Here is a 21,154-nt window from a genome sequence, read left to right as displayed (position 1 = left end):
AGGAGCGGTTGCATGATTGCGGGCAGTATGGTGGCACTGGTCACACCCATGGATGCACAAGGTCATCTCGACTGGGACAGCCTGGGCAAACTGGTGGACTTCCACCTGCAAGAAGGCACCAACGCCATTGTGGCGGTCGGCACCACAGGTGAGTCGGCCACCCTCGATGTGGAAGAACACATCCAGGTGATTGAGTTCGTGGTCAAGCGTGTTGCGGGCCGCATCGCCGTGATCGCCGGTACGGGTGCCAACTCGACGCGCGAAGCGATCGAGCTGACCAAAAACGCCAAGAAGGCTGGCGCCGACGCCTGCCTGCTGGTGACTCCGTACTACAACAAGCCGACCCAGGAAGGCCTGTACCAGCACTTCCGCACCATTGCCGAAGCCGTCGACATCCCGCAGATCCTCTATAACGTGCCGGGTCGTACCGCGTGCGATATGAAGGCCGAGACCGTGATCCGCCTGTCCACCGTGCCGAACATTATCGGCATCAAGGAAGCCACTGGCGACCTGCAGCGCGCCAAGGACATCCTGGCCGGTGTGAGCAGCGACTTCCTGCTGTATTCCGGTGACGATGCCACGGCTGTCGAGCTGATCCTGCTGGGTGGCAAGGGCAACATCTCCGTGACCGCCAACGTGGCCCCACGTGCCATGAGTGACATGTGCGCTGCTGCCATCGCTGGCGACGCCGTGACCGCCCGTGCGATCCACGAGAAGCTGATGCCGCTCAACAAGACACTCTTTATCGAATCCAACCCTATTCCCGTGAAATGGGCGCTGTTCGAGATGGGCTTGATGCCGGACGGTATCCGTCTGCCGCTCACCCGTCTCAGCGAAGCCTGTCACGAACCGCTGCGACAGGCCCTGCGCCAGTCCGGCGTCCTGGTTTAATTGAGGAAGCACTACGCATGAAGCGATTGGCCGGACTTTCCGCACTTGCCTTGATTATCTCCAGCACCAGTGGCTGCGGTTGGATCTGGGGCCCGGAAGGCTACTTCCGTGACCGCGGCAGCGATTACCTGGAAGCACAAGCAACCAAACCGATGCAATTGCCGCCGGACGTCAACGTCGCAAAGCGTCTTGACCCGTTGCTGCCGATTCCACGCAACGTTGCCGACGACACCACTAAGGGTGAGTACTTAGTGCCACGTCCACAGCCGATCTCGGCCGTGGCGGATGCCAGCGACTACAGCCTTCAGAAGAGCGGTGATTCCCGCTGGATCGTTGCTCAGCGCCCACCTGCTGAAGTCTGGCCAGTGGCGGTGCAGTTCTTCCAGGACAACGGTTTCCGCATCGACGAGCAGCGCCCGCAGACCGGCGAATTCACCACGGCATGGCAGCAAGGCAGCGAACTGTCCGCCACCATGGCCAAGCGTTTGCAAGCCGGTGGTGTAGTGGCTGACAGCGAAGCCCGCGTGCGTGTTCGCATCGAGCCAGGCGTGCAGCGCAATACCAGTGAAGTCTACGTGGTGAGTGCCGAGCGTCCTGCCGGCAGCACCGCCAACGTCGCCTTCACCAACCGTTCGGTCAATACCGGCGTTGACTCGGCACTGGTCGACGAGATGTTGGCCAGCATGAGCCGTATTTCCGAGAAGGGCGGTTCCGTTTCCCTGCTCGCCGCACGTGATTACGACACCCCGAGTCGCGTCAGCCTCACCGAGGACGGCAGTGGCAACGTGGTGCTGAACCTGGGTGAAGACCTGGACCGCGCCTGGGCCAGCGTCGGTCGCGCGTTGGAGCAAGGCCCTTGGCGTGTTGAAGACATCAACCGTAGCCTCGGCCTCTACTACATCAACGTGGCTGAAAAGGCCGAGCGCAAAGACGACGAGCCTGGTTTCTTCGGCAAGCTGTTTGGCAGCCAGCCGACCAAGGAAGAAATCGAGACCCGCGCCGAGCGTTATCAGGTTCGTTTGAGCAAGGTTGGCGAGACTGTGCAAGTCACTGTCGAGAAGAACATCAACACCGTTGCGCCGGCTGAAACAGCCCGCAAAGTGTTGGGCGTAATTCAGGACAACCTGGGCTGATCCGATGCGTTTTGCTGTTCTCGGTAGCGGTAGCCAAGGGAACGGCACGCTGGTCGCCCACGACGACACGTACGTACTGGTGGATTGTGGTTTCTCGTTAAAAGAAACCGAGCGGCGCCTGCTGCGCCTGGGGGTTCACCCCACGCAGCTGAGCGCTATTCTAGTGACCCACGAACATGCCGATCACGTGCATGGCGTGGGTTTGCTGTCTCGGCGCTACAATCTTCCTGTGTACCTGAGTCGCGGCACCTTGCGCGGGATGCGCAAGCCCATTGAGCCCGCAGGTTTCCTGGCTGGCGGTGAGCAACTGCAAATCGGTGCCTTGAGCATTGATGTGATTGCCGTGGCGCACGACGCTCAGGAGCCGACGCAGTATGTATTCAGTGATGGCCAGCGACGCTTCGGCGTTCTGACCGACCTGGGCTCCTACTGCGCCAAGGTGCTGGACGGTTACCGCGACCTCGATGCCTTGATGATCGAGTCCAACCACTGCCGAGACCTGCTGGCTCGCGGTCACTATCCCTACTTTCTCAAGCAGCGGGTGGGCGGCGAACTGGGACATTTGAACAACCACCAGGCGGCGTACCTGGTGTATGAGTTGGGCTGGCAAGACCTGCAACACCTGGTCCTGGCCCACCTGAGCAGCAAGAACAACCTGCCGACGCTTGCCCGGCAATGTTTTGTCGACACCCTCGGGTGCGACCCGGACTGGCTGCAATTGGCCGATCAAGATTCAGGGCTCGACTGGCGACATATCGCCTAGCCCACCTCACTCAAAGCGGAGCCCATCATGGAAAAACGTGAAGAACTCTACCGCGGCAAGGCCAAGTCGGTTTACAAGACCGACGACGCCAACCGCCTGATCCTGCTGTTTCGCAACGACACCTCGGCGTTCGACGGCAAGCGCATCGAACAACTGGACCGCAAGGGGATGGTGAACAACAAGTTCAACGCCTTCATCATGCAGAAACTCGAAGAGGCCGGCATTCCGACCCAATTCGACAAACTGCTGGGCGACAACGAGTGCCTGGTGAAGAAGCTGGACATGATCCCGGTCGAATGCGTCGTGCGTAACTACGCCGCCGGCAGCTTGGTCAAGCGCCTGGGTGTGGAGGAGGGCCTCAAGCTCAACCCTTACACGTTCGAATTGTTCCTGAAGGACGACGCCAAGGGCGACCCGTTCATCAACGAATCCCACGTCGTGGCATTTGGCTGGGGCACCGCTGAGCAACTGGCTCGCATGAAAGAGCTGTCCCTCAAGGTCAACGACGTACTGAGCAAGCTGTTCGACGACGCAGGCCTGCTGCTGGTGGACTTCAAGCTGGAATTCGGTGTGTTCCACGACGGTTCCATCGTCCTGGGCGACGAATTCAGCCCGGACGGCTGCCGCCTGTGGGACAAGGACACCAAGAAGAAGATGGACAAAGACCGCTTCCGCCAGGGCCTCGGTGACGTTATCGAAGCTTACGAAGAAGTCGCCAATCGTCTCGGCGTACCGCTGTAATCGACGCAAGCATCTGATAGCACGGAAAAAAATCGCTTAGGCGCTTTGCATCCACGAATCATGCTGTTATGATGCGCGCCGTTGGAGAGATGCCAGAGTGGCCGAATGGGACGGATTCGAAATCCGTTGTACCTTCACCGGTACCTAGGGTTCGAATCCCTATCTCTCCGCCATTACATAGAAAAAGCCCCGTAGCTGAATAAGCTACGGGGCTTTTTCGTTTTTGGTGCCATAAAAGTCCTACATACCCTTCCGCACAGCTTTGTTCATACCTCCTTCCAAGATTGAAGCCTGGGTGTTTGCCGGTCTTCGTCGACACGCCATCGTTTTTTGGGAGACGGGTATATTGATTTACCGAGAGACGCTCACCGAGGCGCTCGCACTGAATGGCATCACCTGCGTAAGCAGCGCGCTCACTCCTGCGCGACGGCGGGTTGGGGCGGGGTCAGCTCCAATACGCGATCACGTCCGCCCTCGGCCAGCAGATAAGTCCCGCGCGCAGTCGGCACGATCGATTGTGGCGCTTTCAAGAACGACAAAATCGTCTGCTGGTGCCCTTGTTTGTCGATCAGCAACAGCCGCGCACGGTGGGTGGCGTCTTCATTGATCCATAACCCGCGCTCATCGCACATCAAAAACGTCGGCTGGTTCAGCTTGGCCAGTACCACCGGATCACTGCCGTCTGCGGCTAGCTCACGCACCGTGCCTTCTTTCTTCTTCGTGTAGAGCATGCGGCCATCGGTGCAGCGGATGATGGATTCACCCTCATCGAGGTCTTTGCGCACGACGCTCAAGGTCCGGTCGCTCCAGCGATAACGCAGGAGACGGCCCTCGTCGCGACGGTCCTCCATCGCATAAAGGTAGTCCCCGTCGTCCCACAGACCTTGCACGTTTTCGCCCCTGAATAACTCTGTGACGGTACCGTCCTTGAGGAAGCTGACGGGAGAGTCGAGTGCTTCCTGGCTGAATACCCAGCCGCCACGGGTGGAGAGCATACCGTCGGGTTTGGACAGCTTGCCCACCACCACTTCGCGTGTCCCGTCCAGGTGAATGTGCACGATACTGCCCTTGGCGTCGTCGAGCTCCTGGCTGACCATCAACGCGCCGTCCGGTAACGGCATCAGCGAGGCAGCTTTGGGCACATCGCGGTGCAGCACCTGAACAGTCCAGCCGCTCGCCGTACTCACGGGGTAGAAGTTTTGCCAAGTGAAGAAGCCCAGCGCGGCGAGGCAGGACAGGCCTACCAGGCATACAGCTCCTTTCAGCGCTCGGTGTAGCGTTTTTCTGCCGGATGCCTTGCTCATTGAACTCTCAGTCGAAAACGGTCGGATTGCAGACTACGCACCTAAGTGCTTTTTTCAAGGCGGCTTTTTCAAGACTGGTTGGCCTGCCATTGTCTGTAGAGTCGTCGGGCGACTTCCATTCGCGCGATCAGGATCACCAGGTAAATCATCCAGGCCATCGACACGAGTACCAGCGAGAACAGTAGCCCGCGCTGTTCGCTCAAACCCTCTCGTACGTATTTGTTGTAGTTCTTGTCGAGGAAGAATGAGCAAATGATGTCGAGTTTCTCTTCCGGTAATCCCGGGAGAAGAAAAGCCTGTAGCGACTCGGACGACCGGCAGTGTTCTACCATCAGGACGTTGTCGGACCAGATGCCGAACTTCACGTTATCTTCAGATAAATAGAACGATGGAGCATCTGGGGCGTTTTTCAGGGACACCATCAGGTACTTCGATTCAATCAGCGGAACCGCAATGGCTACACCTGCCAAAAGCACGAAAGCGAGTACAAAAAAACAGTTGATGCGCCATTGTGCGAACCGCCGGGTGATGAAATTCAGCGCTGTGAAGTCGCCCCACTCTATGTAGCGCTTCACGCGGCCGAAGTCGCGCGGGGCGAATTCATTGCTGTACATCCAATCCTCGGCCAAGTCTGCCTCCCGCAGCGTTTTGGCAGGGATGTTGAATTCGTAGCGGTAATATTCAAGCTCGCGCAAATCCTTGCGCATGCGTTCAAAACGTTCTGTTTCGAAGCGCGTTTTGCCCCCAAAAAACCGCCATATCCAATCCCGCAAAAACAGCAGCGATCCGGAACGTCGGTAGATAAATATCAACAGCCCCGCGATAGCGAGAAAGGTAAAGGCACCGCTGAAGAAGGCGAAATGCTCGACGTACCAAGTCAGTGGTGTGCTTTTTACGATCGGTTCGGCCATGGCTGGGTCCATTAGTCATAAAGTCGAACGCGGGATTCTAGGGAACCAGAGCGAGCGTGTCTTTACGTCAGAAAAAACAGGAAGCAACTGACGGGGCTCTCAGAATCCGGCTAAGCCACAACTGCAGTTTTTCTGGCGGTCCTCATGCATGGCTTCCCACCGACAGTCGTACGATAATGCCGTCCATCCCGCTATTGACTGGCCGTTCTCCGTGATCATCAACTTCGACCTCAACGACCTCCAAGCCTTCCGCGCTGTGGTAGACAAGGGCAGTTTTCGCGGCGCCGCGGAGGCCATCCGTATCTCGCAACCGGCGCTCAGTCGGCGCATCGAAAAACTTGAATCCGCGCTTGATGTAAAGCTGTTTGAGCGCACCACCCGACGGGTCAGCCTGACCATGGTGGGCCGTGCATTCCTGCCGCAAGTCGAGCGCATGCTCGACGACCTCGACATCGCGCTGATGGGCATCAGTAACGTCGCGTCCACGCGCATGGGCGATGTCATCATCGCCTGCGTGCCTTCGACTGCGTACTACTTCATGCCTCACGTGATCTCCGAATTCCACAAGCTGTATCCAAAGATTCGCCTGCGGGTGCTGGATGCCAGTGCCGGTGAGGTGTGCAATGCGGTGGAAAATGGCGAGGCGGATTTTGGCGTGAGTTTCAGCGGCAGCCTGCCCGATGAAGTGGAGTTCGAACTGCTGCTGCAGGAGCGATACGTACTCGCCTGTCGCCGTGATCACCCGTTGGCCGAACGTGACAGCGTGACCTGGGCCGAAGCCTTTGAGCATGACTACATCACGGTGGACAAAACTTCGGGCAACCGCTTCCTGCTTGACCAGGCCTTGCGCGGCGTACGTGTGAAAAAACCGAGTGTCTGCGAGACGCACCACGTGACCACCATGATCGCGTTGGTGGAGGCGGGGTTGGGGGTAGCGATGGTGCCTTCGATTGCGATGCCGGCGTGCGCGCACCCGGTTCTGGTAAGCGTGCCGTTGGTGGAGCCGCAGGTGATGCGCAATGTGGGCTTGATCAAGCGCCGCGGGCGGACATTGCCGCCCGCGGCGCTGGAGTTGGAACGGTTGGTGCGGGAGATGCCGTTTCGGTCAGCGTGACACCGAGTCCAGGCCGGTGGATTGCACCAGCGGTTGCGCCTCGGGCGAGGCCAGGTACTTCAGCAACGCCTTGGCTTGGGTCGGGTGTTCGGCGTTCACCGGAATACCTGCTGCAAAACGCGTAACGGACTGCACGTCTTCGGGGATTTTGCCCACATAGGTCACGCCCGGTACGGGCAACAATTCGGCGACCTGCTGCAGACCCACTTCGTAGTCACCTTTGGCAACCTGTTCAGCCACCGGAATACGTTCGATCATCGTGCCCTTGGCCGGCATGCCGAGCTTCTTGAACAGCTCTTTCTCGACATACACACCGCTGGCACTGTCCGAGTACGCCACTGACTTGGCCTTGCTCAGCACTGCCTTCAGTTCTGCATCGGTGCCGATGGCGGGTTTCGCCGCGCCTTCCTTCACCACCAAACCAATCCGCGAGTCCGCCAGTTCCACGCGAGACGCCGGGTCGACCTTGCCTTGTTTGATCAGGTCATCCAGGGCGTAGCCGACCATGATCACCACATCGGCGTGTTCGCCCCTGGCCAGGCGGTTGGGAATCGCTTCCGGCGCCTTGCCCATGGACGGGCCGAGAATGGTATCGAGGGTGTCACCGCTTTGCTGGGCATACTGCGGGCCAAGCAACTTATAAGCGGCGGTGAAGCCACCGGAGGTCATTACCTTGAGCTCCTCGGCCTGGGCCGACAGCGCCAGCGCGCCGAGGGCCAAGGCCGCCAGTGTGTTGAGCAGAGGTCGCATCATACCGCCCCCTGCAGCATCTGCCCGCGAGTGTTGGCGCGGCGGTACAACGCCAGGGTCGAACACAGTGCGCACAATGCGGCGAACATCATCCAGTAGGCCGGTGAGGCCTTGTCCCCGGTGATGTGGATGAACCACGTGGAGATCGCCGGGGTGAAGCCACCGAAGATCGCGGTTGCCAGGCTATAGGCCAGGGAAAAGCCCGCCACGCGCACTTCCACCGGCATGATTTCGGTCAGCGCCGGGATCATCGCGCCGTTGTACATGCCATAGAGGAAGGAGAACCACAGCAGGGTTTCCAGCATATGGCCGAAGCTCGGTGCATTCACCACGTAAGACAGTGCTGGATACGCTGTAAGAACCGCCAGCGCTGTCATGGCGATCAGTACCGGCTTGCGGCCGAAGCGATCGCTGAGGGTGCCGCCGATGGGGAGCCATACAAAGTTCGACACGGCCACCAGCAACGTCACCAGCAGGGCGTCCGAGGTGCTCAGTTGCAGCACGGTCTTGCCGAAGGTCGGCGCGTACACGGTGATCAGGTAGAACGCGGTAGTGGTCATGGCCACCATCAGCATGCCGCCGATCACAACGGTCCAGTTTTTCACCAGGGTTGCCAGCACTTCGCGCATGGTCGGGCGATGCTTGCGGTTGGCGAACTCTTCGGTTTCCTCCAGGTTGCGACGCAGCACAAAGATAAACGGAATGATCACGCAACCGACGGCGAACGGAATGCGCCAGCCCCAGTCGGCAACCACCGACGGTTCCATCCACACGTTCAGGCCATAACCCAGCGCAGCGGCGACCACGATGGAGATCTGTTGGCTGCCCGACTGCCAGCTGGTGTAGAAGCCTTTACGGCCTGGGGTGGCCATCTCAGACAAGTACACCGACACCCCGCCCAGTTCCGCACCGGCCGAGAAGCCTTGCAGCAAGCGACCAAGCAACACCAGCAGCGGTGCCCACAGGCCAATGGTCTGATAACCCGGCACCAGCACGATCAGCAACGTACCGCTGGCCATGATCGAGAGGGTCACGATCAGCCCTTTGCGGCGACCGACGTCGTCGATGTAGGCACCGAGAATGATTGCGCCAAGTGGGCGCATCAGGAAGCCTGCGCCAAACACGGCGAAGGTCATCATTAATGACGCAAACTCATTAGCGGCCGGGAAGAACGCAGCCGCGATGTAGGTGGCGTAGAAACCAAACAGAAAGAAGTCGAACTGTTCGAGGAAATTGCCCGAAGTAACGCGGAATACCGCGCCAACTTTCGAGCGGGCAGAGTCGGGGCGGGAAGGGCTAGTCATGGTTTTGTGTCTCCAGCGTTCTTTTCAAAGTGCTTATTTCGCTTAAGACTATGGATAGTGGCTGACACATTTAGAAATGATAAGTGAAAATTTTGGGTTTATTGATGTTCAGGGATTATCAATCCCTGTGGCCGTCAAAATCTCTTTCCCTGTCCTATGCTTGAACAGGTGACCGATGCTTAAGGAAAGAGGTGGCTATGGGTAACGAACAAAAGCGGCGCGATGAACCAGAGCGTGAGCAACCCCAGCGGCAGCGCGAAGAGGAAAAGCCGCAGACCTGGAAGCATCCGGACGACGGTACGGAGCTTTCCGAGCGCGATCAGGAGTTTCCGCTCAAGCCCTGAGCAACCTGTCCGCCTGTGATGCTGGCTTATCGGCAATTAAGCGCATAGACGGCGTGCGCCGCGCTTTCTAAACTGCGACCTGTCTTGGTGATACGGGCAGGCGCCGATGAATCGCAATGAATTACGCAAGGCCGACATCAATCTGATGGTGGTCTTCGAAGCACTGATGCTTGAGCGCAATGTGACGCGGGTGGCCGAGAAACTTTTTCTCGGCCAGCCGACCATCAGTTCGGCCCTGAACCGTTTGCGTACCTTGTTCAACGACCCATTGTTTATTCGTGTTGGCCATCGCATGGAGCCCACCGCGCGCGCTGAGGAAATCATTCAGCATCTGTCCCCGGCCCTCGATTCCTTGTCGTCGGCCTTGAGCCTGACCCACGATTTTGACCCGTCCATCAGCACCATGACGTTTCGCATCGGTCTGTCCGACGATGTCGAGTTCGGCCTGTTGCCGCCGTTGCTGCGCGCGCTGCGCCAGGAAGCGCCCCAAGTGGTGTTCGTGGTGCAGCATGTGGATTATTGGCGCATCCCTGACCTGCTGGCGTCCGGCGATATCACCGTTGGCATCACCCAGACCCGTGGTCTGCCGGCGAATGCCAAGCGCAAGTTGCTGCGCCATATCCGTCCGCGACTCCTGCGCGCGGATGCCTCGGACACGCCGCTGACCCTGGATGAATATTGCTCGCGGCCCCATGTGCTGGTGTCTCACACCGCCAACGTGTCGGGTTTTGCCGATGAGTGGCTGGCCGAGATTGGCCGTAAGCGCCACGTGGTTTTATCGGTACCGCAATACAGCGCGTTGCCGGCGTTGCTGGCCGGCACCGACCTCATCGCCAGCCTGCCGGACTACACCGCCGAAGCCATGGCGGTGTCGGGCAATCTGTTTTGTGAGCCGTTTCCGTTCGAGACACCAACGTTGGATTTGTCCATGGTTTGGCTCAGCCATGTGGACACCGACCCCGCCGAGCGTTGGGTGCGGTCGAGACTGGAGGCGTTCATGAGCGATAGAGGGTTGGGCGCCAAGGCGTGACGCTATATATTCAAGAATCTTCCTACAACAAGCCTCGGAGCAACCCATGCCGCATCTGCACCTGGAATACACCGCCAACCTGACAGACCTGACCGTCGATAAAACCCTGTTGCGGCTCAACAATGTGCTAATGGCGTCCGGGCAATTCGGCTCCGAGTTCGATATCAAAAGCCGTGCGGTGAAGCTTGAGCATTTTCAGGTAGGTACCTCCCTCAATCCGCGCGGATTTATTGCGGTGAAGCTGTCATTGCTCAGCGGGCGTTCGCCGCAGGTCAAGCAGCAGCTGTCGGAAAGCCTGCTGGCGGTGTTGCAGGACCTTAGCCCGTGGCCCGAAGGCGTGCAGGTACAACTGAGCGTTGAACTGCGCGACATGGACCGCGATGCCTATAGCAAAGTCGCTATCGGCTAAGGCTTACAACAAGCCCTGATCGGCACATACCTTCACCACCTGCTCGCGAAACCAGGTATTGGCACTGTCCTGTTCACTGGTTTCGTTCCACTGCATATCAAGGGTGAACCCCGGCAATCCGTTGGGCGCCTCGCAATGGCCGAACACCGGCTCCGGCGCCAGTAGCTTTTGCACGCGGCGGGGCAGGGTGAGGATAAAGTCGGTGCCGGTGATCATCTTCAATGCCGCGCTGTAGCTGTTGGCACGGGCGACCACCTGGCGCTTGTGGGCCTGGCGCGCCAGCCAGCCGTCGATCATGTTGGTGTCGGAGGTCCACGGCGTGGGGAATACATGTCGCCGTTCGACGAAGGATTGCAGGCTGAATGCTGGCTCCCTGGGCGCTGAGCGTTTATCGAAGACACACACCAAATCGTCCTCCAGCAGCATCTGGGTCTTGAAGTCTTTGTGGGCGCGATGAAAGTGCGGGCCGAAGCAGATCACCAAGTCCAGGCGGCCTTCGCGCAGGTCATCGGCGGGGATGTCGGTTTCCAGCTTCTGCACATTGACGATCACCGGCAAGTCGGCCCGGTCGAAGGTTTTCAGCAGGCGCGGCAGGATCAACTGTTCGAAGTATTCCGGTGCACATACGTTGAAGGTCACGGCTTTTTGCGTGGGGTCGAAGGCCTGGCCACCGGCGTGGCACAGGTTGATGCTTTCGAGGATCTTCTGCACATGGCCGTACATGGTGGTGGCCTTGTACGTAGGACGCATGCCCGCTCGGGTGTTGATAAACAGCTCGTCTTCAAAGCTGGTGCGCAGCTTCTTCAGGCTGTAGCTCACGGTGGACTGGCTGACGAACAGCGTTTCGGACACCTCGGTAACGCTGCTCTGGTCGTAGACGGCGATAAACACCATCAAGTCCTGCATATCGAGTTTTCTGAGCAAGTTACTGTTTAACATCGGTTTCGTCCGTAAACCCTTTGTACCGAACTCAGTACAAGACAGCCCAAAAGCTTAACGGAACGTGCGTACCAATAGAAAGCTCTGTAGGGCGTTTCTATGTTTGCAGTGGGACAAATACTGTTTGCAACACGACCTCAGCGGATATGTTGCGCGTAATGCCTCGGGTTGAAGCGCGTGACGATCAGCAACATCAATACGATCACCGCCGTCAGCGACCACCAGGCCCATTCGAAACTGCCCAGTTGGTCACGGATCATCCCGGCGATCAGCGGCGACAGGCCGGCAATCAGGTAGCCGATGCCTTGCACAAAGGCAGTGAGGCCACCGGCACGGCGCGGGTTGTCCAAGTGATCGAGGGACAGGATCAGGCTCATGGGGAATAGGCCGCCGATGCCCAGGCCGAGCAGGCACGGCCACAGCAAACTGAGGGATTGCGGGCTGAGGATCAGGCCGCAGAAACCGATGATGATCAGCACCAGCAGCACGGCTACCACGCCGCGTTTGTCCTGGCGGCGGTTGGCGATGGCGGGTGTGATCAGGCCAGACACCACTTCCATGGCGGTCAGAAAGCCCAGCAGCAGACCGGCGTCCTGCTCGCTCCAGCCTTGCTCCACGTAGTACGGCGCCAGCCACGCGAGTACACACGTGTAGGACGCGGTGCCCAAGCCAAAAAAGATCGCCAGCAACCAGGCGCGGCGATTGCCGAAAAATGATTCCTGCGGACCGGAACCGGCCTCGGGTAATGGGGGCATTACCGAACGCTGGGCGTACCAGAACACCAAGGCGAGCAACGCCAGCACTGCCCAGATCGCCAGGCCGATACGCCAACTGCCGGTGTGCGTTTGCACGAAGGGCGAGAACGAAGCCGCCAGCGCCGCGCCACCCATGATGGCGGTGACGTACAGGCCCATGAACATAGAAACGTTATCGCTGAAGCGCGACTTGATCAGCGCCGGCATCAACGCCTGGATCATCGCAATACCGATCCCCGCCGCAATCGCGCTGACGATCAGCTCCAGCGCCGAATCCAGGAACAACCGCGACAGCGTCGCCACGCCGATCACCAGCAGCGACAGGACAATGCTGCGGTGCTCACCAAAACGCTTGGCCAGGCCCATGCCAAAGAACATCGCCAGGCCCATGGTCATGACCGGCAACATGGTCAGCAACGCCGCGCTGCTGAAACTCAACGGCACATCGCCACGGATCGAAGACAACAACGGCCCCACGGCAGCCATCGACGGGCGCAGGTTAAGGGCGACCAGCACCACGCTGATCATCAGCCAAACGGCAGTGGTGGGTTTTGCGTGAACGTTTTCCATGGGCCTGCCTTGAGTGAACAAGGGTGAATCAGGCCACGCATGGGGCAGGGGGGCAAATGAGAAAGTCGCAGGCACTATCTAAAAATTGCAGTTCCCACAAACACCGCAAATCAAGATGTGGGAGGGGGCTTGCCCCCGATAGCCGTGTTTCAGTCTAAGCATCTGTAACTGATCCACCGCTATCGGGGGCAAGCTCCCTCCCACAGGGGTCCACCTTCTACAGCAGGGGCTGCAGTGTCAGTTAGACCGAATGACGTGCTTTATCTCCTGAAACGCCGCTAACCCCCAAGGCCCCAGCTCGCGTCCGATGCTGCTCTGCTTGTAACCCCCCCACGCCGTCTGCGGGAAGATCACCTGCGGCGCGTTGATCCATACCAGTCCGGCCTGCAGGGCATTTGCTACTCGCTCGGCGCTCTCGACATCGGCGCCCACCACACTGGCCACCAGGCCGAAATCGCTGTCGTTGGCCAGGGCAATCGCCTCATCTTCAGTTGCGAAACTTCGTACACACAGCACCGGGCCGAAGATTTCCTCGTTCCATAACGCACTGTCCAACGGCACAGCGGTAAACACCGTCGGGCGGATGAAATAACCCCTGGCCAGATCCGCCGGACGTTCACCGCCACACAGCAACCGCGCACCGTCCTCGATGCCTCGCTGGATATGCCCCATTACCCGCTGATACTGCGCACGGTTGATCAGCGCGCCCATTTCCACGTCCTCAGCAAACGGGTCAGCCACGCGAATCCCTTCAGCCCGCGCCCGCAAGCGTTGCAGGAATTCGTCCGCTAAGGTGTCGGCCACCAGCACGCGGCTGGTGGCAGAACACATCTGCCCGGCGTTGAAAAATCCACCGCCGCAGGCCAGTTCCACGGCCAAGTCGAGGTCAGCATCTGCCAGCACCAGCAACGAAGATTTGCCGCCCAGTTCCAGACTGACGCCCTTGATGGTTTCGGCGGCGCGTTGCATCACCTGCACGCCCACCGCATTACTGCCAGTAAAGGAGATTTTCGCCACACGACGGTCCGCTGCCAGCGGTGCACCGACCGCCAGGCCCGTGCCGCAGACCAGGTTGAACACGCCTGCGGGCAGCCCGGATTCGGCGATGATTCGCGCCAATTGCAGCTCTGCCAGGGGCGTGACTTCCGACGGCTTGAGCACCACGCAGCAACCGGAGGCGAGGGCGGGGGCGAGTTTCCAGGCGGTGGTCACCATGGGGAAATTCCACGGCACGATCAGCCCCACTACGCCACACGGCTCGCGGCGCAGGCGAGCGCTGAACTCATCGCTGGGCAGTGCCACCGGCCGGTCTTGTCCGGCGTCCAGGTCCTCGGCAACACCTGCGTAGTACTCGAAGGTGGCGATCACGTCGTCCACATCGATGCCCGCCTCAAACAGCGGTTTGCCGTTGTTGCTCGACTGCAGGTGCATTAAGGCTTCGCGCTGTTCGCGCACGCCTTGGGCGATTTTGAGTAATAGGGCACCGCGCTCACGGCCGGTGCTTTTTGACCAGCCGGCAAACGCCCGACTGGCGGCATCCACTGCCTGGGTCACGGCAGCCATGTCCCCTACGCTGACCTGGGCCAAGCGGGATTCGGTCGCCGGGTTGATCACCTCCAGCACGTCGTGGCCAGCACGCCATTCGCCGTCGATATACACACCGTTCAATACTGCGTTCATACCGCGACCTCCTTCATCCAAAGCTCTTGGTCAATTTCAATCAGCGTCGGCCCCTGTCGATCTGAGGCGGCCAGCAATGCGTTGCGTAACGGCTCGATGCCCTCGATGCGTTCAGCCGCGCAACCCAGCGCCTTGGCCACGCCGACAAAATCCGGTGTGTAGATGTCCACGCCGACCGGTTCGATGGCGCGGTTGACCATGTATTTCTTGATCTCCTCGTAGCCCTGGTTATTCCACAGCAACACGATGATCGGCGTGCGTGCCTCCACCGCGCTGGCCAGTTCCGGCAGGCTGAATTGCAGTCCGCCGTCACCGATCAGGCACACCACCGGTTGCCCATCGCCGCGCCCCAGCCAGGCGCCGATCGCGGCGGGCAAGGCGTAGCCCAAGGTGCCGTAGCCGGTAGAGGAGTTGAACCAGCGGCGTGGGTGGTCGAGGTTGAGGGTGAGGTTGCCGCTGTACACCGGTTGGGTGGAGTCGCCCACCATGACGGCGCCGGGCAACGTCTCCAGGATCGTATTGAGGAACAGGGTTTGCGCACGGGTGGCGGCGTCCCAGGATGGGGCCAATTCAGCCCACAAACGCGCGACGCGTCGGCTGCCCCAGTCGGTGTTGCGCAGGGGTAACTCCTTGCTGTCCAACTCGGCCAGCACGGCTTCGGTGGCGATCTGCGCATCGGCTACCAAGGCGACGTGAGGTGTGTAGTTGCGCACGGTCTGGTCCGGGTCGATGTCGATGCGCAGCAGTGCGCCGGGAATTTCAAACCCGCCCGCGAAGGTCACGTCGTAATCGGTTTCCGCAAGTTCTGTGCCGATGGCCAGCACCACATCGGCTTCGGCGACTAATGCGCGGGTGGCGACCAAGGTCTGGGTGGAGCCGATCAGCAACGGGTGCGCGGCGGGCAGCATGCCTTTGGCGTTGATGGTCAGCGCCACTGGCGCACCGAGGGTTTCGGCGAGGCGGGTCAGCGCGGGCGCGGCATCGATGGCGCCGCCGCCGGCGAGAATCAACGGGCGCTTGGCGCACGCCAGCAACTGAGTCATCTGCTTGATCGCCGAGGGTGCGGCACCGGCGCGCGTGACGCTGATCGGCTTGCTGCCCAGCAGTGCGTCGGCGTTTTCCACCAGCACATCCAGCGGGATCTCGATATGCACCGGCCGCGGACGGCCGGCCTGGAACAGTGCAAATGCCCGTGCCAGCACCGCGGGCAACTCCGCCGCCGACATCAAGGTGTGGGAGAACGCCGCCACGCCCGCGATCATCGCGCTCTGGTTCGGCAGCTCATGCAACTTGCCGCGCCCGCCGCCCAACTGGCTGCGTGATTGCACGCTGGAGATCACCAACATCGGGATCGAGTCGGCATAGGCCTGGCCCATGGCCGTGGTGATGTTGGTCATGCCTGGGCCGGTGATGATGAAACACACGCCGGGCTTGCCGCTGGTGCGTGCATAACCGTCCGCCATAAACCCGGCCCCTTGCTCGTGGCGTGGGGTGACGTGACGGATACTGGAACGGGCCAGGCCGCGGTACAACTCCACGGTGTGCACGCCGGGGATGCCAAACACCTGTTCAACGCCATAGCCTTCCAGGAGCTTCACCAACACTTCGCCGCAGGTCGCCATACAAGTCGCTCTTGTTATTGATTCGAGGCGGTATTGGAACGGCTGGCCCGTAGCGGCAACAATCGATAAAAAGTCATACTAGCCATGTCCTCACGTCATGGCTGAGCCCGATGAAACGTCTTCCTCCACTGCCCGCGCTGCACACTTTCTGGGTCACGGCCCAGTGTTGCAACTTCACCCGCGCCGCCGAGCAACTGCACATCACTCAGGGTGCGGTCAGCCGGCAGATTGCCGGGTTGGAAAGCCACTTGGGTTACGCGCTGTTCCAACGCCAGGCACGGGGCTTGAGCCTGACCGAAGAGGGGCGCGAGTGGTCAGTGCGTGCGCAGCAGGTATTTGGTTTGCTCGGTGATGCGGTGGAGCAGATCGGCAGTCGCCGCCAGACCCTGCAACTCAAGGCCTCCACCTGTGTGATGCGCTGGTTGCTGCCGCGCTTGATGCAGTGGCAAAAGGAGCGCCCGGACGTGCCGGTGGAGCTCACCACCACTGTGGCTTACACCGTGGACTTTCGCCGCGAGCAGTTTGACGCAGCGGTGATCTACGCACCCATTGCCGAACAATCAGCCGAGGCGCGGCATTTGTTCGATGAGCAACTTACGCCCGTTTGCGCGCCGGGGTTATCGGATGGCTTGCACACGCCGCAAGACTTGCAGCACCAGGTGCTGCTGCATCCCACGCGGGATGAGCGGGACTGGGCGTTATGGTTGAAGGCTGCTAACACGCGCTTGAGCAATTTGAGCCAAGGCCATCATTTCGAAACGCTGGACTTGGCGATGACGGTGGCCTCCCAGGGTTCCGGGGTGGCGATAGGCGACAGTGCGTTGATTGGCGAGGATGTGAAGGCGGGGCGGTTGGTGATGCCGTATGAACTGCGGGTACAGACGGGGATGGGGTATTACCTGGTGTATCCACCGGGGACGAAGCCGTCGACCGGGCTCGAAGCTCTAATGGATTGGTTAGTCAGCCAGGCACAATCTCCAGAACACTGAAGGGCAAATGTGGGAGGGAGCAAGCCCCCTCCCACAAATGTCAGTAACCGACGGTGAAACGCTGGCGCGAGTGCTTCGGTGTTTCCACTTCGTCAATCATCGCGATGGCATAGTCGGCAAAGCTGATCGAGCTTGTACCTTCGCTGCTCACCAGCAAATCATCCTGGCCCAGGCGGAATTTACCGGTGCGCTCGGTGCCATCGAACAGAGCCGATGGCGACAGGAAAGTCCAATCCAGTTCTTGTTCCTGACGCAGGGTTTCAAGGAATTCAGCTCCTGCGCTGGCCTCTGCCTTGTACTCAGCAGGGAAACCTTCGCTGTCGATCACGCGACCGCCACCCGGCAGCAACAGCGAACCCGCACCGCCCACCACCAGCAAGCGTTTGACACCGGCCTTTTTCACCGGCCCGATCACGGCGCTGGCGGGCAGGGTGGCGAAGTGCGCGGCACTGATCACCACGTCGTTGCCGCTGATGGCCTGTTGCAGGGCATCGGCGTCCAACGCGTCCACTTGTTTGATAGTGACGTTCGGGCGCGCTGCCAGTTTGTCGGTGTTACGCGCGATGGCGGTCACGCTGTGCCCGCGACGCAACGCTTCTTCCAGCAATTGGCTGCCGGCACGGCCCGTAGCCCCAATGATTGCGATCTTGCTCATGACGTTCTCCAGTACGGTTAAGGTTTGAGAGTTTTCACCACTTCATTTCGCCCTTGGCGACTTTTGCGCTCAGCTCCAGGGAGCTTTCGTCCGCCAGGGTGGGGTAACGCTTTTTCATGGCCGCGATGAGGGCGGCGGAGTCTTTGGCCTTGGAGGTTTCTACGTCGAAGGCCTTGATGTAGTCGGCAGTAAAGGTGACCGACGCCACGGACGGCGTACCCAGGTAGTGACCCGGAATCACGGTACGCGGTTTCAGGTTTTCGATGCGTTGCAGGGTGGCCAGCCAGTCTTTGTGGGATTGCGCGCCCTGGGTATCTGCCATCCACACATGGATGTTTTGGGCAACCACGACGCCACCGACCACCGCCTTGATCGACGGGATCCACACAAAGCTGCGATCCGGCTGCGGGCCGTCCAGGCCGATAACGTCCAACTGTTTCCCTTCAAGGGTCAGGCTATTGCCTTGCAGCACCTGTGGCACGATGGTTTTAGCCGGTTTGTCGGCGCCCATTTTCGGGCCCCAGAACTCAAGTTTGCCGGCCACGGTGGCGTTGATGTGGTCGACCACCGGTTGCGGAGCCAGCACCTTGGCGTCCGGGAACGCGGCCGTCAGGGTGTCGAGGCCAAAGTAGTAATCCGGATCGCCATGGCTGATGTAAATGGTGGTCAGGTGTTTGCCGCTGGCGCGGATCTTTTGCACCAATTGCTCGGCCTGGCCCTTGCCGAATTGCGCGTCCACCAGGATCGCGTCTTTGGCGCCGCTGACCAGCACCGAGGTCACCGGGAAGATCGCCGCTGCGCCAGGGTTGTACACGTCGAGGGTCAAGTCGGCCGCAGAGGCATGGGCCGCAAAGGCCAGGGCGGCGGTGGCTAGGGTCATGCGCTTGAGGGTTGAAAGCATTGGGCAGCTCCAGCAATCGGTTCAAAGGATGCACAGAGCTTAGTTGCACTAAACGAGACTAAAAATGCGATGCTGGAACATAGTTTGTTTCTGAAATCGGGCAAATCATGGATCGTCTTCAAGCAATGCGCGTGTTTGTCACCGTGGTGGACCTGGGCAGCCAGTCCGCCGCCGCGGACCATCTGGACCTGTCGCGGCCGGTCGTATCGCGTTACCTCGCCGAGTTGGAAGACTGGGTCGGCGCGCGCCTGCTGCACCGCACCACGCGCAAACTTAGTCTTACGGCGGCGGGCGGTGAGACCTTGCCGCGCTGCCGCCAATTGCTGGAGTTGTGCGGCGACATGCAGGCCGCCGTCAGTGAGCCCGATGACGCGCCCCGTGGCCTGCTGCGCCTGAGTGTCAGCACCTCGTTCGGCCAGGCGCAATTGGCCGAGGCGATTGCCGAGTACGTCAAACGCTACCCTTTGGTCACGGTCGACCTGCAAATGCTTGATCGCACGGTGAATCTGGTGGACGAGCGCATCGACCTGGCCATCCGCACCAGCAATGACCTGGACCCGAACCTGATCGCACGGCGCCTGACCGTCTGTCGCTCGGTGGTCTGCGCCACCCCCGCGTATCTGCGCGAGCATCCGGCCCCACAAAAAGTCGAAGACCTGGCCCGGCACAACTGCCTGACCCACTCGTACTTCGGCAAAAGCCTGTGGCATTTCGAAGAAAGTGGCGAGCACGTGTCGGTGCCGGTGCACGGCAATATCACCGCCAACGAGGCGAGCACGCTGCTACGCCTGACGCTGGCCGGCGCTGGGGTGGCGATGTTGCCCAGCTACCAGGCCGGCGATCACATCCGACGTGGTGAACTGGTGCGCCTACTGCCCCGCGCCGAACCCCGGCAGATGAACATCTACGCGGTCTACGCCTCACGCAAACACATGCCGTCGGCGTTGCGCAGCCTGCTGGATTTTCTGGTGGTGAGGTTCCCTGAAGAGCCGGCGTGGGACATCGGTCTCTGAGGCGACATAACCCTGTTGAATGTCGTCCAATAATGGCAACTCGCCCTGACTGGCCTATGCTTTAAACAGCGTCATGTAGATCCGTCCAGAGGTCTCTGTCATGAGCATAAAAACCAGAAAGTACCTGATGATTTTCACTCTCTGCGCCTTGGCCAGCGCACTGTACGGGACTGCCGCCTACCGTGTGGAGCAGACCCGTATGCAGCCGACCTTTGCGATCAGCTGCAACCAGGACCAATGTGTCCCCCACACCGGCAGTTTCAGTGCGCTCAGGTAGTGGTCGATTCGGCCTTGAGTTGCTCGCGAAACGCCTTGGGTGAGAATCCGACCCGGCGGCGAAACAGCCGGGAAAAGTTAGTCGGGTCGGAAAACCCCAACACTTCCGACATTTCATTGATGGTCATGCTGGTGTAAGTCAGCAGGCGCTTGGCCTCCAGCAACTGGCGGTCATGCATGATCTGCAGGGCGGGCTGGCCACCGAGTTCCCGACATGTCCCATTCAGATGTGAGACCGAGATACCCAGCTTGTGGGCCAGATCCTCAATCTTTGGGTGCTCACGGTAGTGCTGTTCGACCAATTGGGTAAACCGCCGGAAATACTCGCGGCCTCTTGGCGCGCGCGGATGGCAACGCTGGATGGCCTGACGGCTGATCCACACCAGCAGCACGCTGACCAGGGCGTGCATCATCATGTCCCGGGCCGGTTGCTCTTCTGCATATTCGTCCTGCAGGCGGGCGAATTGGCTATTGAGGTAGTCACTGTCCTTGCCCGCCGGGTAACTGCCCAGGGTCTGCAAACCGCCGGCCGTTGCGCCCAGTTGGGCCTGCAAGTGGCTCACGAGTGGCGCCGAGAGTGTCACTACATAACCTTCGACATCTTCGGCAAAGCGAAACCCATGCACGCACAACGGCGGCAATATCTGCAGCGTGGCTTCATTGAGCGTGGTGCGCTGACCTTCTATTTCCAGTTGAGCCTGGCCTTTGTGCACGTACAACAACTGGCACAGATCCGCGTGCCGGTGGGGCTGGATTTCCCACTGGTATTCCCGGCTGCGGCGGGAAATGGTTTCGCAGTGCAACAAATCGGGGGTCGGCCATTGCTGGTTTTCCCCGTAAAGCTTGAAGACCGGAATCGCGGTGTTGGTCATGGTTTCAATCCGATACTCAGGACGGTTGTGCGGTAATCGCCCAAATTGGCAAAAAGCGCAGGGTTTGTCGCAGTTTTCACCTTCTTATGCCAAGCACTCAAGTGAAAAATGTCAGCCACAAGACCAATGACAACTCTTTCACTCAATCCGTTCGAGTGGAACTTGCGGGCCATAAAAATAATGAAAAC

General features: G+C 59.9%; 22 protein-coding genes and 1 tRNA gene. 12 read left to right on the top strand and 11 right to left on the bottom strand.

Features of this window, described 5'->3' with window-relative positions:
• Nucleotides 1-12: 12 nt before the first annotated feature.
• The 5 genes from dapA (at nucleotide 13) to AB4N82_RS02720 (ending at nucleotide 3,701) form a co-directional block, all read left to right on the top strand.
• Nucleotides 13-891, top strand: a complete 879-nt coding sequence (gene dapA / locus AB4N82_RS02740; protein ID WP_032888561.1) for a 4-hydroxy-tetrahydrodipicolinate synthase — start codon at nucleotides 13-15, stop codon at nucleotides 889-891.
• Between the two features lie 17 nt (nucleotides 892-908).
• Nucleotides 909-2,024 carry an outer membrane protein assembly factor BamC gene (bamC, locus tag AB4N82_RS02735; RefSeq protein ID WP_122764910.1) on the top strand — a complete coding sequence of 372 codons (1,116 nt, stop codon included), beginning with the start codon at nucleotides 909-911 and terminating at the stop codon, nucleotides 2,022-2,024.
• A 4-nt stretch (nucleotides 2,025-2,028) separates the two neighbouring features.
• Nucleotides 2,029-2,787: an MBL fold metallo-hydrolase gene (locus tag AB4N82_RS02730; RefSeq protein ID WP_032888564.1), complete on the top strand. Its 759-nt coding sequence runs from the start codon at nucleotides 2,029-2,031 to the stop codon at nucleotides 2,785-2,787.
• Between the two features lie 27 nt (nucleotides 2,788-2,814).
• A complete protein-coding gene (gene purC, locus AB4N82_RS02725) occupies nucleotides 2,815-3,528 on the top strand; it encodes a phosphoribosylaminoimidazolesuccinocarboxamide synthase (protein WP_003172493.1) in 714 nt (237 codons plus the stop codon).
• Nucleotides 3,529-3,611: 83 nt separating this feature from the next.
• A tRNA-Ser gene (locus tag AB4N82_RS02720) sits at nucleotides 3,612-3,701 on the top strand.
• Nucleotides 3,702-3,941: 240 nt separating this feature from the next.
• On the opposite strand, the gene AB4N82_RS02715 is transcribed toward AB4N82_RS02720, so the two are convergent.
• Together AB4N82_RS02715 and AB4N82_RS02710 are read right to left on the bottom strand one after the other, a co-directional pair.
• A complete protein-coding gene (locus tag AB4N82_RS02715; protein ID WP_241089522.1) occupies nucleotides 3,942-4,832 on the bottom strand; it encodes a hypothetical protein in 891 nt (296 codons plus the stop codon).
• Between the two features lie 68 nt (nucleotides 4,833-4,900).
• A complete protein-coding gene (locus AB4N82_RS02710) occupies nucleotides 4,901-5,743 on the bottom strand; it encodes a DUF6216 family protein (RefSeq protein WP_095184080.1) in 843 nt (280 codons plus the stop codon).
• A 211-nt stretch (nucleotides 5,744-5,954) separates the two neighbouring features.
• Here AB4N82_RS02710 and AB4N82_RS02705 point away from each other — a divergent pair, with 211 nt between their 5' ends.
• Entirely contained in the window at nucleotides 5,955-6,857 is a 903-nt protein-coding gene (locus tag AB4N82_RS02705; protein WP_099601501.1) for a LysR family transcriptional regulator, read from the top strand.
• Here AB4N82_RS02705 and AB4N82_RS02700 read toward each other — a convergent pair.
• A complete protein-coding gene (locus AB4N82_RS02700; RefSeq protein WP_122680432.1) occupies nucleotides 6,849-7,607 on the bottom strand; it encodes a substrate-binding domain-containing protein in 759 nt (252 codons plus the stop codon). The two genes, AB4N82_RS02705 and AB4N82_RS02700, sit on opposite strands and share 9 nt — an antisense overlap.
• Nucleotides 7,607-8,911: an MFS transporter gene (gene tcuC / locus AB4N82_RS02695; RefSeq protein WP_032888673.1), complete on the bottom strand. Its 1,305-nt coding sequence runs from the start codon at nucleotides 8,909-8,911 to the stop codon at nucleotides 7,607-7,609. Before tcuC ends, AB4N82_RS02700 begins: the two co-directional genes overlap by 1 nt.
• A gap of 197 nt (nucleotides 8,912-9,108) precedes the next feature.
• Between tcuC and AB4N82_RS02690 the strand changes: the two genes are divergently transcribed.
• The 3 genes from AB4N82_RS02690 to AB4N82_RS02680 all read left to right on the top strand — a co-directional run bounded on the left by AB4N82_RS02690 (nucleotide 9,109) and on the right by AB4N82_RS02680 (nucleotide 10,694).
• Complete coding sequence (locus AB4N82_RS02690; protein WP_163034878.1) at nucleotides 9,109-9,255, top strand: hypothetical protein; 147 nt, start codon at nucleotides 9,109-9,111, stop codon at nucleotides 9,253-9,255.
• Nucleotides 9,256-9,361: 106 nt separating this feature from the next.
• Nucleotides 9,362-10,285 carry a LysR substrate-binding domain-containing protein gene (locus AB4N82_RS02685; protein WP_017526706.1) on the top strand — a complete coding sequence of 308 codons (924 nt, stop codon included), beginning with the start codon at nucleotides 9,362-9,364 and terminating at the stop codon, nucleotides 10,283-10,285.
• 46 nt (nucleotides 10,286-10,331) lie between these two features.
• Entirely contained in the window at nucleotides 10,332-10,694 is a 363-nt protein-coding gene (locus AB4N82_RS02680) for a 5-carboxymethyl-2-hydroxymuconate Delta-isomerase (RefSeq protein ID WP_032888675.1), read from the top strand.
• Nucleotides 10,695-10,697: 3 nt separating this feature from the next.
• Here the strand turns inward: AB4N82_RS02680 and AB4N82_RS02675 are convergent, their stop codons facing one another.
• The 4 genes from AB4N82_RS02675 to AB4N82_RS02660 form a co-directional block, all read right to left on the bottom strand.
• On the bottom strand, nucleotides 10,698-11,633 hold the full coding sequence (locus tag AB4N82_RS02675) for a LysR family transcriptional regulator (protein WP_099601376.1): 936 nt from the start codon (nucleotides 11,631-11,633) through the stop codon (nucleotides 10,698-10,700).
• Nucleotides 11,634-11,770: 137 nt separating this feature from the next.
• Nucleotides 11,771-12,958: a CynX/NimT family MFS transporter gene (locus tag AB4N82_RS02670; RefSeq protein WP_099601377.1), complete on the bottom strand. Its 1,188-nt coding sequence runs from the start codon at nucleotides 12,956-12,958 to the stop codon at nucleotides 11,771-11,773.
• A 237-nt stretch (nucleotides 12,959-13,195) separates the two neighbouring features.
• Complete coding sequence (locus tag AB4N82_RS02665; RefSeq protein WP_460104337.1) at nucleotides 13,196-14,638, bottom strand: aldehyde dehydrogenase family protein; 1,443 nt, start codon at nucleotides 14,636-14,638, stop codon at nucleotides 13,196-13,198.
• Entirely contained in the window at nucleotides 14,635-16,260 is a 1,626-nt protein-coding gene (locus AB4N82_RS02660) for a 5-guanidino-2-oxopentanoate decarboxylase (RefSeq protein WP_122764912.1), read from the bottom strand. The genes AB4N82_RS02665 and AB4N82_RS02660 overlap by 4 nt, the downstream gene beginning before the upstream one ends.
• Before the next feature lie 110 nt (nucleotides 16,261-16,370).
• On the opposite strand from AB4N82_RS02660, the gene AB4N82_RS02655 reads away from it, so the two are divergent.
• Entirely contained in the window at nucleotides 16,371-17,249 is an 879-nt protein-coding gene (locus AB4N82_RS02655; RefSeq protein ID WP_122764913.1) for a LysR substrate-binding domain-containing protein, read from the top strand.
• A gap of 40 nt (nucleotides 17,250-17,289) precedes the next feature.
• Here AB4N82_RS02655 and AB4N82_RS02650 read toward each other — a convergent pair whose 3' ends face one another.
• Both AB4N82_RS02650 and AB4N82_RS02645 read right to left on the bottom strand, forming a co-directional pair.
• Nucleotides 17,290-17,904, bottom strand: a complete 615-nt coding sequence (locus AB4N82_RS02650; protein ID WP_122680203.1) for an NAD(P)-dependent oxidoreductase — start codon at nucleotides 17,902-17,904, stop codon at nucleotides 17,290-17,292.
• 34 nt (nucleotides 17,905-17,938) lie between these two features.
• Nucleotides 17,939-18,805, bottom strand: coding sequence for an MBL fold metallo-hydrolase (locus AB4N82_RS02645; protein ID WP_122764914.1), 867 nt, complete (start codon nucleotides 18,803-18,805; stop codon nucleotides 17,939-17,941).
• Between the two features lie 107 nt (nucleotides 18,806-18,912).
• On the opposite strand from AB4N82_RS02645, the gene AB4N82_RS02640 reads away from it, so the two are divergent.
• The gene (locus AB4N82_RS02640; RefSeq protein WP_099601383.1) at nucleotides 18,913-19,818 is read left to right on the top strand and encodes a LysR family transcriptional regulator; all 906 of its coding nucleotides are present in this window, start codon (nucleotides 18,913-18,915) and stop codon (nucleotides 19,816-19,818) included.
• A 100-nt stretch (nucleotides 19,819-19,918) separates the two neighbouring features.
• On the top strand, nucleotides 19,919-20,095 hold the full coding sequence (locus AB4N82_RS02635; protein WP_163033154.1) for a hypothetical protein: 177 nt from the start codon (nucleotides 19,919-19,921) through the stop codon (nucleotides 20,093-20,095).
• Here the strand turns inward: AB4N82_RS02635 and AB4N82_RS02630 are convergent.
• Entirely contained in the window at nucleotides 20,088-20,966 is an 879-nt protein-coding gene (locus AB4N82_RS02630; protein ID WP_032888697.1) for a helix-turn-helix domain-containing protein, read from the bottom strand. The genes AB4N82_RS02635 and AB4N82_RS02630 overlap by 8 nt on opposite strands.
• Between the last annotated feature and the right edge of the window lie 188 nt (nucleotides 20,967-21,154).

This window comes from Pseudomonas sp. H1_D04 (assembly GCF_054683855.1).
Note: the sequence above shows the minus strand (reverse complement) of the source record. Positions and strands in the feature narration are given on the sequence as shown.

Coding starts and splice junctions, on each gene's coding strand:
- dapA (WP_032888561.1), top strand. CDS start 13: ATGATTGCGGGCAGTATGGTGGCACTGGTCACACCCATGGATGCACAA.
- bamC (WP_122764910.1), top strand. CDS start 909: ATGAAGCGATTGGCCGGACTTTCCGCACTTGCCTTGATTATCTCCAGC.
- AB4N82_RS02730 (WP_032888564.1), top strand. CDS start 2,029: ATGCGTTTTGCTGTTCTCGGTAGCGGTAGCCAAGGGAACGGCACGCTG.
- purC (WP_003172493.1), top strand. CDS start 2,815: ATGGAAAAACGTGAAGAACTCTACCGCGGCAAGGCCAAGTCGGTTTAC.
- AB4N82_RS02715 (WP_241089522.1), bottom strand. CDS start 4,832: ATGAGCAAGGCATCCGGCAGAAAAACGCTACACCGAGCGCTGAAAGGA.
- AB4N82_RS02710 (WP_095184080.1), bottom strand. CDS start 5,743: ATGGCCGAACCGATCGTAAAAAGCACACCACTGACTTGGTACGTCGAG.
- AB4N82_RS02700 (WP_122680432.1), bottom strand. CDS start 7,607: ATGCGACCTCTGCTCAACACACTGGCGGCCTTGGCCCTCGGCGCGCTG.
- tcuC (WP_032888673.1), bottom strand. CDS start 8,911: ATGACTAGCCCTTCCCGCCCCGACTCTGCCCGCTCGAAAGTTGGCGCG.
- AB4N82_RS02690 (WP_163034878.1), top strand. CDS start 9,109: ATGGGTAACGAACAAAAGCGGCGCGATGAACCAGAGCGTGAGCAACCC.
- AB4N82_RS02685 (WP_017526706.1), top strand. CDS start 9,362: ATGAATCGCAATGAATTACGCAAGGCCGACATCAATCTGATGGTGGTC.
- AB4N82_RS02680 (WP_032888675.1), top strand. CDS start 10,332: ATGCCGCATCTGCACCTGGAATACACCGCCAACCTGACAGACCTGACC.
- AB4N82_RS02675 (WP_099601376.1), bottom strand. CDS start 11,633: ATGTTAAACAGTAACTTGCTCAGAAAACTCGATATGCAGGACTTGATG.
- AB4N82_RS02670 (WP_099601377.1), bottom strand. CDS start 12,958: ATGGAAAACGTTCACGCAAAACCCACCACTGCCGTTTGGCTGATGATC.
- AB4N82_RS02665 (WP_460104337.1), bottom strand. CDS start 14,638: ATGAACGCAGTATTGAACGGTGTGTATATCGACGGCGAATGGCGTGCT.
- AB4N82_RS02660 (WP_122764912.1), bottom strand. CDS start 16,260: ATGGCGACCTGCGGCGAAGTGTTGGTGAAGCTCCTGGAAGGCTATGGC.
- AB4N82_RS02655 (WP_122764913.1), top strand. CDS start 16,371: ATGAAACGTCTTCCTCCACTGCCCGCGCTGCACACTTTCTGGGTCACG.
- AB4N82_RS02650 (WP_122680203.1), bottom strand. CDS start 17,904: ATGAGCAAGATCGCAATCATTGGGGCTACGGGCCGTGCCGGCAGCCAA.
- AB4N82_RS02645 (WP_122764914.1), bottom strand. CDS start 18,805: ATGCTTTCAACCCTCAAGCGCATGACCCTAGCCACCGCCGCCCTGGCC.
- AB4N82_RS02640 (WP_099601383.1), top strand. CDS start 18,913: ATGGATCGTCTTCAAGCAATGCGCGTGTTTGTCACCGTGGTGGACCTG.
- AB4N82_RS02635 (WP_163033154.1), top strand. CDS start 19,919: ATGAGCATAAAAACCAGAAAGTACCTGATGATTTTCACTCTCTGCGCC.
- AB4N82_RS02630 (WP_032888697.1), bottom strand. CDS start 20,966: ATGACCAACACCGCGATTCCGGTCTTCAAGCTTTACGGGGAAAACCAG.